The sequence below is a fragment of the Paracoccus wurundjeri genome (assembly GCF_030678915.1).
GTDB classification, from domain to species: Bacteria; Pseudomonadota; Alphaproteobacteria; order Rhodobacterales; family Rhodobacteraceae; genus Paracoccus; species Paracoccus onubensis_A.
Map to the genome: position 1 here is coordinate 67,538 of NZ_JAUUTZ010000006.1, position 12,317 is coordinate 79,854.

Annotated in this window: 14 protein-coding genes; 11 read left to right on the top strand and 3 right to left on the bottom strand. The window is 59.5% G+C overall.

Annotated features, from left to right (window positions below; genetic code table 11):
• Positions 1-90: 90 nt before the first annotated feature.
• From hslO to Q0601_RS07885, 6 genes are all read left to right on the top strand, one after another.
• A complete protein-coding gene (gene hslO / locus Q0601_RS07860) occupies positions 91-1,116 on the top strand; it encodes an Hsp33 family molecular chaperone HslO (protein ID WP_305288843.1) in 1,026 nt (341 codons plus the stop codon).
• On the top strand, positions 1,113-1,703 hold the full coding sequence (locus Q0601_RS07865; RefSeq protein ID WP_305288846.1) for an NUDIX hydrolase: 591 nt from the start codon (positions 1,113-1,115) through the stop codon (positions 1,701-1,703). Before hslO ends, Q0601_RS07865 begins: the two co-directional genes overlap by 4 nt.
• Positions 1,700-2,869, top strand: coding sequence for a CCA tRNA nucleotidyltransferase (locus tag Q0601_RS07870; protein WP_305288848.1), 1,170 nt, complete (start codon positions 1,700-1,702; stop codon positions 2,867-2,869). The genes Q0601_RS07865 and Q0601_RS07870 overlap by 4 nt, the downstream gene beginning before the upstream one ends.
• A complete protein-coding gene (locus Q0601_RS07875) occupies positions 2,866-4,710 on the top strand; it encodes an ABC transporter ATP-binding protein (protein WP_305288850.1) in 1,845 nt (614 codons plus the stop codon). The genes Q0601_RS07870 and Q0601_RS07875 overlap by 4 nt, the downstream gene beginning before the upstream one ends.
• The gene (locus Q0601_RS07880; protein ID WP_305288852.1) at positions 4,707-5,930 is read left to right on the top strand and encodes a class I SAM-dependent RNA methyltransferase; all 1,224 of its coding nucleotides are present in this window, start codon (positions 4,707-4,709) and stop codon (positions 5,928-5,930) included. The genes Q0601_RS07875 and Q0601_RS07880 overlap by 4 nt, the downstream gene beginning before the upstream one ends.
• A 62-nt stretch (positions 5,931-5,992) precedes the next feature.
• Entirely contained in the window at positions 5,993-6,508 is a 516-nt protein-coding gene (locus tag Q0601_RS07885) for a L,D-transpeptidase family protein (protein WP_305288854.1), read from the top strand.
• Between the two features lie 79 nt (positions 6,509-6,587).
• Here the strand turns inward: Q0601_RS07885 and dalA are convergent, their stop codons facing one another.
• On the bottom strand, positions 6,588-7,103 hold the full coding sequence (dalA, locus tag Q0601_RS07890; RefSeq protein WP_305288855.1) for a divisome-associated lipoprotein DalA: 516 nt from the start codon (positions 7,101-7,103) through the stop codon (positions 6,588-6,590).
• 216 nt (positions 7,104-7,319) lie between these two features.
• Between dalA and Q0601_RS07895 the strand changes: the two genes are divergently transcribed.
• Positions 7,320-7,973 carry a L,D-transpeptidase gene (locus Q0601_RS07895; protein ID WP_370656103.1) on the top strand — a complete coding sequence of 218 codons (654 nt, stop codon included), beginning with the start codon at positions 7,320-7,322 and terminating at the stop codon, positions 7,971-7,973.
• Positions 7,974-8,027: 54 nt separating this feature from the next.
• Here Q0601_RS07895 and hemH read toward each other — a convergent pair whose 3' ends face one another.
• Positions 8,028-9,056: a ferrochelatase gene (gene hemH / locus Q0601_RS07900; RefSeq protein WP_305288859.1), complete on the bottom strand. Its 1,029-nt coding sequence runs from the start codon at positions 9,054-9,056 to the stop codon at positions 8,028-8,030.
• On the bottom strand, positions 9,053-9,901 hold the full coding sequence (locus tag Q0601_RS07905; protein ID WP_305288862.1) for a methyltransferase domain-containing protein: 849 nt from the start codon (positions 9,899-9,901) through the stop codon (positions 9,053-9,055). Before Q0601_RS07905 ends, hemH begins: the two co-directional genes overlap by 4 nt.
• A 40-nt stretch (positions 9,902-9,941) precedes the next feature.
• On the opposite strand from Q0601_RS07905, the gene Q0601_RS07910 reads away from it, so the two are divergent.
• From Q0601_RS07910 to Q0601_RS07925, 4 genes are read left to right on the top strand one after another with little or no spacing between them, the layout of a single operon-like run.
• Positions 9,942-10,673 (top strand): ComF family protein, encoded by a 732-nt coding sequence (locus Q0601_RS07910; RefSeq protein WP_305288864.1) that lies wholly within the window; start codon positions 9,942-9,944, stop codon positions 10,671-10,673.
• Positions 10,674-10,716: 43 nt separating this feature from the next.
• A complete protein-coding gene (gene grxC / locus Q0601_RS07915) occupies positions 10,717-10,983 on the top strand; it encodes a glutaredoxin 3 (protein ID WP_305289128.1) in 267 nt (88 codons plus the stop codon).
• Positions 10,984-10,994: 11 nt separating this feature from the next.
• The gene (locus Q0601_RS07920) at positions 10,995-11,837 is read left to right on the top strand and encodes a carbon-nitrogen hydrolase family protein (protein ID WP_305289130.1); all 843 of its coding nucleotides are present in this window, start codon (positions 10,995-10,997) and stop codon (positions 11,835-11,837) included.
• A gap of 5 nt (positions 11,838-11,842) precedes the next feature.
• Positions 11,843-12,316 carry a MarR family winged helix-turn-helix transcriptional regulator gene (locus tag Q0601_RS07925; protein ID WP_305288866.1) on the top strand — a complete coding sequence of 158 codons (474 nt, stop codon included), beginning with the start codon at positions 11,843-11,845 and terminating at the stop codon, positions 12,314-12,316.
• The last annotated feature ends 1 nt before the right edge of the window (position 12,317 follow it).

Consider the following 12,317-nt stretch of genomic DNA (forward strand, 5'->3'; position numbering starts at 1 on the left):
GGTTCCCCCCTTGGGATTGCTGCAAAAACGCATATATTAGCGCCAACCCGGCCCGCAATCGCGGGCCAAATGCAATTTCAAGGATCTGTCATGAACACAATCAACCAGATCGCCTGGGACGACACGGTTCTGCCCTTCCAGTTCGACCGCTCGGATATCCGCGGCCGCATTGCGCGACTGGATGGCGTGCTGGATCATATCCTGTCGCGCCACAATTACCCGGCACAGGTCAGTGCCCTTGTCGCGCAACTGGCCTTGCTTGCAGCCCTGATCGGCCCAACGATCAAGCTGCGCTGGAAGCTAAGCCTGCAGGTGCGTGGCAACGGCGCGGTCCGAACGATCGCGGCAGATTACTATGCTCCCGAGGGTGAGGACGAATCCGCCCGGATCCGCGCCTGGGCCAGTTTCGACGAAGACAAGCTGGATGACGGCCCGGCATTCGAACAGATCGGCGACGGATATTTCGCGATCCTGATCCATCAGGGACAGGATATGCAGCCTTATCAGGGCATCACCCCTCTGACCGGAGGATCGCTTTCGGCCTGCGCGCAAACCTATTTCGCTCAGTCCGAACAATTGCCCTCGCGGTTTTCACTGGCCTATGGGCGCTCGCAGCTTTCCGGTCAGCCCGAGCATTGGCGCGCCGGAGGCATCATGCTTCAAACCTTGCCGACGCAGCCGATGGAGGAATCCGACGGCGGGAGCGGTGAACAAGGGCTGATCGAGGCGGCAGATATTCTTCAAGGCGAAGAATCCGAGGATTGGAACCGGGCCAACATGCTTCTGGATACGGTCGAGCAACTGGAACTCATCGGTCCCAATGTCGGGCCCACCGATCTGCTGTTGCGGCTGTTCCACGAAGAAACGCCGCGCGTCTACGATCCGCAGCGGATCGAATTCGGCTGTTCCTGTACAGCCGACAGGGTTCGCGACACACTTGCGATCTATTCGGCCAAGGATATCGCCCATATGACCACCAAAGAGGGCATCGTGACCGCCGACTGTCAGTTTTGCGGCGCACATTACGAACTGGACCCGAACAGCCTTGGTTTTGAGGCCACGGTCGATGCCAATGGTGATCCGATCGACCCCCGAAGCGACGGGACCGGCACGTGAATCCCAACTGGTCAGAAGAACTGCTGCACAGGGCTTTGACAGGAAATGCAAAGCCAAGTTCGGATTACGAACTGAACGATGTCACGCCTCCGGATGTGCCTTTGCGGCCTGCCGGCGTGCTGGCAGCGTTTCACGAGGATGACGGGCGGCTGGTGCTGACCAAGCGGGCATCGGGACTGCGTCACCATCCCGGACAGATCGCCTTGCCGGGCGGCAAGGTCGATCCGGGCGACCGCGACGAGGTTGCCGCCGCCTTGCGCGAGGCGCAGGAAGAAGTCGGTCTTGACCCGGCACAAGTTGATCTGCTGGGTACCCTGCCCTCCCACCGGACCGTTACGGGTTTTTCCGTGACTCCGGTACTGGGGATCATCCGTGGCACGTTCACCCCCATCGCTGAACCGGGCGAAGTCGAAGAAGTGTTCACCCTTCCTTTCGCCCATATCAGTGATCCGGCCAGCTACCGCGTCGAGCAGCGCCGCTGGCGGGAAGGGTGGCGCAGCTATCCCGTAGCGCCGTATGGCCCCTATTACCTGTGGGGGGCAACGGCACGTATCCTGCTGCGACTGGCCAGAAGGCTGCAATCATGACCCGTCTTCCTGCGGATACCCTGAGCGATCCGACGCTGCTCGCGGTTCTGGATGCGATCGAGGCGCGGGGAAATCATGCCTATCTGGTGGGGGGAGCGGTTCGCAACGCGCTGCTTGGCCAGCCGGTTGACGATATCGATATCGCCACGGATGCCCTGCCCGATCAGGTCGCGCAATTGGCTGCCGATGCGGGGCTGAAACCGGTCCCGACAGGAATCGAGCATGGTACGGTTACGGTCGTCGCAGATGGGCGAGGCTTCGAGGTCACGACATTCCGCCGCGATATCGAAACCGACGGGCGCCACGCAGTCGTAACATTCTCGGACAATCTGGAAGAAGATGCCCGCCGCCGAGATTTCACCATGAACGCGCTTTATGCCGGCCGGGACGGGCATGTCATCGACCCGGTCGGCGGACTGCCGGATCTGACCGCGAAAAGACTGCGTTTTGTCGGCCAAGCCGAGCAGCGAATTCAAGAGGATTATCTGCGAATTCTGCGATTCTTTCGCTTTCTTGCGTGGTACGGAGAAGAGGCATCGCCCGAAGCGGTTGCCGCCTGCGCCGCATTGAAAGACGGGCTGGCGCGGATCGCCCGCGAACGTATCGGCGGCGAAATCAGGAAACTGCTGGCAGCGCCCGATCCCGTCGCGTCAATCAGGCTGATGAAGCAGACCGGCGTGCTTGATCAGATCCTGGCTGATGCACAGCCAGAGATTATTGCCGCTCTGGTCGAAATTGAAACGCGCGAACGGGTTCCACCATCCTGGCCCCGCCGCCTCGCCGCGCTGAGCAATAGCAGGAAGTGCAGCGGCGAATTGCGGTTATCGAAGGATGAGACGCGGGCACAAGAAGCATTGGCGCGGGCTTTGGATGCGGACTGGGCGCTGGAGGAGGCGGGCTATCGTCTTGGCGTATCTGCCGCGACGGATTACATTCTTCTGGCCGGAGCAAAAGGAATGAAACTGCCCGCCGACTGGCCGGATCAGCTTATCCGCGCCTCGAAGGCGAAACTTCCGATCAGTGCCCGTGATCTGCAACCGAAACTTGAAGGCCCCGCATTGGGACGCGCGTTGCAGGCCGCCGAAACCCGGTGGATCGCCAGTGGCTTCGCCCTGACCAAATCCGAACTGGTCGCGGCAGCATTGAGTGCAGGAGCAGGCGAATGAAACCGTATTACCGTCTTGGCCAGTTGATCGATGCCTTCAAGCCCGCCGATGGCCCGCCTCCGCAGCGCCTGCTTGCCTTTTTCGGCTGGTGCCTTGCAGGCGCATGGCCGGGACTAGCGCTGGCAGCGGTAGCGTCGGCGCTTGCAGGGGTAGCCGACGTTTTCGCAGCGGTCCTGCTGGGCTGGGTGATCGACGCGGTCGCCATCGGCAACCCTGCCTCGCTCTGGAGCGATAACGGCCTGCTGATCGTGGCATTCCTTGGTTTTTACCTGCTGTTGAGGCCGATGATTTTCGGCATATCCTCGGCAAGCTCCGGTGTGGTCGTCGGGCCCAATGTCCTGCCGCTTGTCCTGTCGCGGCTGCACCGCTGGACGATGGGGCATTCCGTTACTTTCTTCGATAACGATTTCGCAGGCAGGCTGGCGCAAAAACAGATGCAGACGGCGCGCGCCGTGACCGATGTCACTGTCGAACTGATCAATGCGGGGACATTCGGGCTGGCCACAGTCCTGGGCTCGGCCGTATTCCTGATTTCGGTCGATGGCTGGGGGGCGGTGACGCTGATTATCTGGCTAGGGGCCTATCTTGGGCTGATCCGGTTCTTTCTGCCCCGCATCCGCTCGAAATCCAGCGCTCGGGCATCCGCCCGGGCAATGATCACCGGTCAGGTCGTGGATACGATCACCAATATCAAGACCGTCAAATTATTCGCGCATGACGAATACGAAGATCGTGCCGCATTAGGTGCAATGTCGGGATTTCGCGAGCGTGCGCTGGATTTCGGCGTCGTCAGCAGCTCATTTCGCGTTTCGCTGATGTTCATCGCCGGGCTTTTGCCGGTGATCCTGATCGGCGGCTCCATCATCCTGTGGCGGCAAGGATTGGCCACACCGGGCGATATCGCCGCAGCGGGCGCCATTGCCATGAGACTTAGCCAGATGACCGGCTGGATCAGTATGGCAATGATGGGAATCTGGGGCAGTATCGGCGAGGTCGAGGACGGGATGCACACGCTTTCGTCTCCGCACGGCCTGACAGACGATCCCGAGGCCTTACCCAAAGTTCTGACCGAAGGCAGGATCGAGTTCCGCGACGTCAGTTTTTCCTATGGGCGCGGATCGGGTGGATTGCAGGGGATCAACCTGCATATCGCGCCGGGCGAAAAGGTTGGGATTGTCGGCGCATCGGGCGCGGGAAAATCGACCTTGGTCGCGCTTTTGCTCCGGCTTTATGATGTCGAGTCCGGCAGTATCCGCATCGACTCGACCGACCTGCGGAAAATCACCCAGGAAAGCCTGCGCCGTCAGATTGGCATGGTTACGCAGGAAACCGCAATGTTCAACCGGTCGGCGCGCGACAATATCCTTTATGGCCGCCCCGATGCGACACAGGCCGAGGTCGAGGCCGCAGCCCGCGCCGCAGAGGCGCATGATTTCATCCTTGAACTTCAGGACCATGCCGGGCGGAAAGGATATGATGCCCATCTGGGCGAACGCGGCGTCAAACTTTCCGGCGGGCAGCGTCAGCGGATCGCAATCGCCCGCGCCTTTCTGAAAGATGCGCCGATACTGGTTCTGGACGAAGCCACAAGCGCCCTGGACAGCGAGATCGAAGCACAGATTCAAGAGGCACTGGTCCGCGCCATGCATGGCAAGACCGTTCTGGCGATCGCGCACAGGCTTTCGACCATTGCCGAGCTTGACCGGATCGTCGTTCTGGATTCCGGACAGATCATCGAGCAAGGTAGGCATGAACAGCTTCTGGCAAATTCCGGCCTTTATGCACTCTATTGGAACCGGCAGTCAGGCGGCTTTCTGGGCACTGAAGAGGCAGCCGAATGAGCCTTTGGCATATCGACCGGCTTGGCCATCGCGGCGACGGCATCGCGATAAGCGAAGGTCGACGTGCTCTTGCCGCCCTGACCCTGCCCGGCGAAGAGATCGAGGGGGACGTGCAGGATGGCCGGATCGTCTCTCCGCGCATCCTGACGCCCTCACCCGATCGCGTGAAGCCCGCTTGCCGGCATTACCGTTCCTGCGGTGGTTGCTTGCTCATGCATGCGTCGGAAGAGTTCACCTCCCACTGGAAAACCGGCGTCGTCGAAGCCGCATTGACAGCACAAGGGCTTGAGGCGCCGGTCACACTGACGCATGTCTCGCCACCACGATCACGACGCCGGGCGGTTCTGTCCGGACGCAGGACAAAGAAAGGCGCGCTGCTTGGCTTTCATGCGCGCGCGTCCGGCATCATCGTCGATCTGCAGGAATGTCAGGTTCTGCATCCCGCTATTATGCAGGCCTTGCCCATCCTGCGCCGGATCGTCACGGCAGGCGCCTCGCGCTCGGCAGAGCTTGGCATGACCGTCATTCACGGACCCGAAGGGTTGGATGTCGCCGTCGCCGGCGGCAAGCCACTGGATTCTGCGCTGTTTCATCATCTTGCGCAGCTTGGCGAAGCCGGGGATTTGGCAAGGCTCGACTGGGATGGCCAAGCCATCACACGCCGTCCTCCCGCCCTGCCCATAGGGCGTAGCCGGCTGATCCCGCCACCCGGCGCGTTCCTTCAGGCGACAGCGGAAGCGGAAGCCGCTCTTCTCGCTGCGGTATGCAGGATGACAGCAGGTGCCCGGAAAATCGTCGATCTGTTCGCAGGCTGCGGAACCTTCACCTTGCCGCTGGCCGAGGCCGCGCAGGTTCATGCGGTCGAAGGTCTGGCGGCACCGCTTGGGGCATTGGATGCCGCCTGGCGAAGCGCCAAGGGGTTGCAGCGGGTCACCACCGAGATTCGCGATCTGGCCCGTCGCCCGCTTCAGGCCGGTGAGTTGCGCGGATTTGACGCGATTGTGATCGACCCGCCACGCAATGGAGCCGAAGCACAGGCCCGGGAAATCGCAAATTCGGGGGTTTCCAGAGTTGCCTTCATCGCCTGTGATCCGGTGAATTTCGCAAGGGATGCGAAAATTTTAACTTCTGGCGGCTATATCTTGTCCAAGGTCGAGGTCATCGATCAGTTCCGCTGGTCGCCTCATGTCGAAACGGTGGCGGAGTTTCAACTTCGCTAGTCAAATCACCTCCGAGTATGATATTAAGTTCATATAAAACATAAAAGAATCCAGAGGCAGTGATGTATCGAGCAACCCGTCGCACAGTTGCGCTATCTGTGCTGGCTTTCATGGCGGCCTGCGGCAAGCCAAAAAGCAGATTCAAAACCTATTCCGGCCCGCCGGTTACGCAGATCGTCGTAAACAAGGGAAAGCGCAGGCTTTACCTGTTAAGCGGTACAACCGTTCTCAAGGCCTATGATGTCGGGTTGGGCTTCGCCCCTGTGGGCACCAAGCAGTTCGAGGGTGACGGCAAGACGCCGGAAGGCCTCTATTTCATTGACCGCTTCAACCCGCGAAGCCGCTATCACCTGTCGGTCGGCGTTTCCTATCCGCGGCCAGAGCAGGTTGCATTAGCTGAAAGTCTGGGCAGAAAAGCCGGCGGCGACATTTTCATTCACGGTTGGGGGCCCGAGGGCCGGCAGCTCGCCGATCAGAAGCGAGATTGGACAGCCGGCTGTATTGCCGTGAATGACGAAGAGATCGAAGAAATCTTTGCAATGGTCACGACCGGCGTTCCGATCATCATCAATCCCTGACATCACCGTCGGGTTCTCGGCAGCGGAATACCAATGCCCCGGCAGAACAACCGGGGCATTCCGATTGCTGTACCGGTGATCAGTTTGCACCGGTCAGCAGAGTCCACCAGATCTTGCCCGAGGTTTCCTGATACCACGCAATTCCCAATTGGCTCGCGTCGGGATGCATGATCACATCGCGGGTGTCGCGCGTGGCCATCCATGCATTCAAGGTCTGAATATCATTCTCGTATGTTTCCGAGATATTTTCGCCGATCAGATGCCCCTGAAAGCCCTGTCGCCGCGCACGCTCCAGTGGCGAGGAACCATCCGATCCCCAATGCCATGCCCGGTTCTGGGCCGACATGTCACGCGAATGCGCCAATGCCGCCGCATTCAGTTGCGGGTCGAGCGTCACCGGGCTTAACGAAACATTGGCTCGTAAAGTGTTGATCTGCTGCAACACTCGATTGGGAATTTCCGCCTCTTCACGCGCACCGATCTTATAGGCGACAGGCAGCGGTTGCCCGTCCGGACCAAGCTGCGGCGCCAAGCGTGGCTGACAGGCAGCCAGCGCGATTAGCGCAACCACTGGAATTAACTTGATATTTTTCATTTATGCTGTCCCTTGTCTGCTCTGGGTCCAAGATCTACCGAATGGCCGGGCTTCGTTCAAACGCAAGAATCCGTGAACGTGGCGGGTAAATTGCATGGGAATTATCGCATCTGTTTGATTTGGCAGAAATCTGCCGGAGCGTTATATACTCGATCACCAGTTTGGGCAAAGTAGTAACGAGATCGCCGAAAAGAGCGGTCAGAGGAACGAGGATATTTGCTGATGAGCAGTACAGCCTTAAACCGCCGGGCTTTTCTTGGTTCGGCCGCTGCGATTGGAGTCGCCGGTCTGGCATTGCCGGGCCGCGCACAGGAATTCGACCCGAATACCGGTCAGCCGAGTTATGACGCGGCAAACGGTGCCACCCCCGATGCCGGTGTGGTTCAATACGACAACGAAGGAGACCAGCGGCACAATATCTCAAGCTTCCGCACTCAGGACTGGCGTCCGTATTTCACCAACCTGACCAATGGTGCGATCCTGTGCGACATTACCTCGCGGGCGGTGCATTTCTGGTCCGAGGATGGCAACACCTATCGCGTTTACCCGTCATCGATTCCGGTCAGCAAGGATCTGACGCGGCTGGGCAGGACAGAGATCATCAAGAAGGTCGAGGGACCGTCCTGGGCACCGACACCTGCCATGAAAAAAAGCAATCCGTCGTGGCCCGATTTCGTGCCGCCGGGACCAGACAATCCGCTTGGCACCCACGCGCTTTGGCTAAGCTGGCAATATTATCGGATTCACGGCACCCACGACACTCGCAAGATCGGGCGTAAATCGTCGAATGGCTGCATCGGGCTGTATAACGAGCATATCAAGGAATTGTTCGGCTTTGCCAATATCGGCACACAGGTTCTGCTGATCTGACGCAAACAGCCAACGAATACCATGCGGGGGCAGATTCTGCCCCCGTTTCGGTTTTCAGACCCAGCCGGTAATATTTTCACGAATGACGTTCATCATCACATCGATATGTTCCGGATCGGCATTAAGGCAGGGAATATAGGTGAAACGCTCACCGCCCGCATGTTCGAATGCCTCGCGGATTTCGCCCTGAATTTCCTCGAGCGTTTCGATACAGTCCGAAGCGAAAGCGGGTGAGATCACCGCAATATCGCTGTATCCCTGCCGCGCCAGATCCGCGACATGCTCGACGGTATAGGGGCGCAACCATTCCTCGCGCCCGAAGACCGACTGAAAGCTGGTATCGATGATACCGTCTTCCCATCCCAGCCGCTCCTGCAGCAGCCGGGAGGTTTTCTGACACTGACAGTAATAAGGATCGCCCTGCAGCAGGTAGCGCCGGGGCATACCGTGATAAGAAGCAACCAGCTTGGCCGGCTTTTGTCCGTCAAGCGCCCGCTCGACCGAAGCCGCAAGCGCGCCAATATAGTCCGGCCGGTCAAAATAGCGCTCGCAGGTGCGGACCGCAGGTTGCCGCCTCTGCTCCATCAGGGCGCGGAAAAGCTGGTCATTCGCCGTGGCCGAAGTCGCACCTGCATATTGCGGATAAAGCGGCAGAAATACGATCCGGCGACAGCCGGCTTCCACCATACGCCCGACAACCTCCTGCGTTGAAGGATTGCCATAGCGCATGCAGAATTCGACCATCACGTCGTCGCCCCACTCCGCGATCGCCCGAGCGCGCAGCGACTCGGTCTGATCACGGGTGATCGTCATCATGGGGCTTTCGTCCTTTTCCTCGTTCCAGATGGTTTTGTAATTCGCACCGGAACTGAAGGGACGCTTGGTCAGAATGATGCCTTGCAGGATCGGTTGCCATTTCCAGCGCGGCAGATCGATGACGCGGCTATCCGAAAGAAATTCGTTCAGATATCGCCGCATCGACCAGTAATCATACCCATCCGGCGTCCCGAGATTGGCGATCAGAATTCCGGTCTTTGCCGGGGGAAGCCGGGGATGATCGGCGGGCGAAGCTGCTGGCGTCATGAATTTTTCCTGATCTCGTCAAGTGCATCGGCAAGGCTTTTCTGCGCCGAACCGGGGCGCAAGGGTTTCTGCTGGGTTTCGGATGGGGCCCATCCGGTAAGAAAAACCAGATCGAAGCTTGCTTGTATACGGGTCGGATCGTCGCGGTCCGGGAAGCTTTCGGCATAAATCACCGCTGCCCGCGCAAAGATCTCGCGTCTTGTCGGCCGTCTGAGCCTGTTGACCATCGCATTGGACTCGCCCATGTCCCGCAAATCGCGGGCGAGATGAACAAGATCACGATAGCTCGCACGTTGCCCGACAAGGTCGGCCACTGGAAGCGCCAGCCCGACCCGTGACAACAATGCGCCCAGATCGCGGATCTCACCCATTGGAAGAACACGCGGAGAAAGCCCTCCCGTCACCTCGGATTCGGCGGCTGCCATGGCGGCCCGAAGCTCATGCAGGGTCTGGCCTCCGAAGCAGACAGCGATGAACAGCCCGTCTTTTACAAGCGCCCGCGCAGATTGCACGATCTGCCCGACCGGATCGTCGGCCCAATGCAGGGACATGGCATGAATGATCAGATCATGGCTGTCGGGGGCAAGATCCAGTACCGGATCGTCAGGGATCACGCGGAAATGCGGGAACTCGGCTGACCAGAATTCAGGAAAGCCCGTTACGATCGCGGGCCTTTGAAACGTTCTGTTAATCTCGTCCAGCCTATCCTTGAGTTCCGCTGCAGCGATTCGATGCAGCAGATCGACATGTCCCCTGCCTGCCGCTCGCCTGCGTTGCCGCAGCAGGGCGTCGCGGTCGGTCAGGGTTGGTTGCTGAACGACGGAATTGGGTCTTGGACTGTTCATGGATAGTATAGATAAGCTTCTTCATCGGCCGGTAAAAGCCGTGTTGGGCCTATTGTATCCGGCGCAATGCCCCTGCTGTGGCCGAATCGTCGAAAACAGCCCGGATTCCCGGGCGCATGCCGCGCTTTGCCCGGAATGCTGGCAGGATGCACATTTCATCACTGATCCCGCCTGCCTGAAATGTGGCGCGCCTTTACCCGAAAACAATCAGGCCGACGCGGCAGAATGTCTTTGCGACGATTGTCTGAGCATTGCCCGTCCCTGGCACCGGGGCCGGGCGGCACTTGTCTATTCGGGCACCGGACGCATATTGCTGCTTGCCCTTAAACATCGGGATCGCCCGGATCTTGCGCCGGTGCTTGGTGCGTGGTTGTCCGAGGCCGCGCGCCCCATCATCACGCCAGACATGATCGTCGCCCCGGTGCCTTTGCATTTCCGCCGTCTGTTCAAGCGCCGCTATAACCAATCCGCATTGCTTGCCCGTCATCTGGGCGCATTACACGGATTGACCGTCATCCCCGATCTGCTTCTGCGCAAACGCCACACCCCGATGCAGGACCACCGCAATATTACCGATCGTTTCGCCAATATCGCCAATGCGATAACGGTCAATCCTCGGCGACTGCCGCATCTCGGCGGGCGGCCGGTATTGCTGGTCGACGATGTGATGACCTCGGGCGCGACACTTTCTGCCGCTACCGAAGCCCTACATGACGCGGGTTCCGGCAGGATCTGTGTTGCGTCTCTGGCACGTGCGCTTAAGGATGATTAAATGAGTAAAATTACTCAGAAAGGGAAAAGAAAGCATGACTGATCTGGCCAGCGTCGAGATCTATACCACCAGAACCTGTCCCTATTGTATTGCGGCCAAGTCACTGCTTCGGCGCAAAGGTGCCTCGTTCACGGAAATCGATGTCGGCGCGCAGCCCGAATTACGCAGCGAAATGATGCAGCGTGCCATGGGCCGCCGCACCGTCCCGCAGATCTTCATCGACGGCAAGCATATCGGCGGCAGCGACGAATTGCACGCGTTGGAGCGTGACGGGAAACTTGATCCCCTGCTTGCCGGATCGGTGGCATGACTGCCGATGTCCTGAAGGTTGCGATGCTGCAACTGACATCAGGCGACGATCCCTATGCCAATCTGGCAGAGACGATCCCGCTTCTGCGTAAGGCGGCTGCCGGGGGAGCGGATTTGGTACTGACGCCCGAAGTCACCAATCTTCTGTCGCCCGACCGTGCCAGACAGACGGAAATGCTGAAACCGGAATCCCAGGATCCGACCCTGGCAGCCTTGCGGACCGAGGCGCGAGCAGCCGGGATCTGGCTGCTGGTCGGCTCGCTGGCACTGAAAGGCGACGATCCGGAAGACGGGCGTTTTGCCAATCGCAGCTTCCTGATCGACCCCGAGGGTGAGATCGCAGCGCGATACGACAAACTGCACATGTTCGATGTCACCATTTCTGAAACGGAGCGATACCGCGAAAGCGCAGCCTATCGTCCCGGCAATCGCGCCGTCCTGGTGCAGGCCGCCGGGCAACCGCTTGGCATGACGATCTGCTACGATCTGCGGTTTCCTGAATTGTACCTGCGTCTCGCACGGGCCGGCGCACGGCTTATCACGGTTCCCTCGGCTTTCAGCACCATCACCGGCAAGGCCCATTGGGAAGTGCTGCTGCGTGCCCGCGCAATCGAAACCGGTTGTTTCATTCTGGCCCCGGCGCAATGCGCCACACATCCCGCCCCGCATTCCCCGGATCGTCAGCCCCGTCAAAGCTATGGCCACAGCCTCGCGGTCGATCCATGGGGGAAAGTGCTGGCAGACGGTGGCACTGTTCCGGGCGTGACCTTTGTTTCCCTTGACCTTAAGGCGGTTGACAGGGCACGATCCCGTATCCCCTCCCTCAAACATGGCCGGCCTTTCGAAGGCCCATGAGAGATATGGAAACGACAAAGAACGATCTCGAGCATAAAAAAGGCAATGACAGGCTGGCCGCCAGCCTCTTCGCCGAAGTTCTGATCGCGGATCAGCTATCACGGAACCTGATCAGCCAGGCTCTGCCGCGCGGGATGCAGATTTCCCATTTCTCGGTCCTGAACCTGCTTTCCCATGTCAATGAGGAACGCACCCCGGCCCAGTTGGCCGAAGCGTTTCATATTACCCGCGGCGCCATGACCAACACCTTGTCGCGTCTGGAATGGGCCGGGCATATCCATATTCGTCCCGACTGGGACGATGCGCGCCGAAAATTCGTGTCGATCAGTCCGGCAGGTCGGGCGGCGCGTGATACGGCAATCGCCTCATTCATGCCGGTCATCACCGAGGTCGTGCAGGATATCGGCGCCGAACGGGTCCGCCTTGCACTGCCCGTCCTTCGGGAACTTCGCCGCAGACTGGATACCGGCAACCAATAGC

What these genes read in the sequence shown, in the direction of transcription:
- Q0601_RS07870 (WP_305288848.1), top strand. Translation starts at nt 1,700, where the DNA reads ATGACCCGTCTTCCTGCGGATACCCTGAGCGATCCGACGCTGCTCGCG.
- Q0601_RS07875 (WP_305288850.1), top strand. Translation starts at nt 2,866, where the DNA reads ATGAAACCGTATTACCGTCTTGGCCAGTTGATCGATGCCTTCAAGCCC.
- Q0601_RS07925 (WP_305288866.1), top strand. Translation starts at nt 11,843, where the DNA reads ATGGAAACGACAAAGAACGATCTCGAGCATAAAAAAGGCAATGACAGG.
- hslO (WP_305288843.1), top strand. Translation starts at nt 91, where the DNA reads ATGAACACAATCAACCAGATCGCCTGGGACGACACGGTTCTGCCCTTC.
- Q0601_RS07880 (WP_305288852.1), top strand. Translation starts at nt 4,707, where the DNA reads ATGAGCCTTTGGCATATCGACCGGCTTGGCCATCGCGGCGACGGCATC.
- dalA (WP_305288855.1), bottom strand. Translation starts at nt 7,103, where the DNA reads ATGAAAAATATCAAGTTAATTCCAGTGGTTGCGCTAATCGCGCTGGCT.
- hemH (WP_305288859.1), bottom strand. Translation starts at nt 9,056, where the DNA reads ATGACGCCAGCAGCTTCGCCCGCCGATCATCCCCGGCTTCCCCCGGCA.
- Q0601_RS07885 (WP_305288854.1), top strand. Translation starts at nt 5,993, where the DNA reads ATGTATCGAGCAACCCGTCGCACAGTTGCGCTATCTGTGCTGGCTTTC.
- Q0601_RS07905 (WP_305288862.1), bottom strand. Translation starts at nt 9,901, where the DNA reads ATGAACAGTCCAAGACCCAATTCCGTCGTTCAGCAACCAACCCTGACC.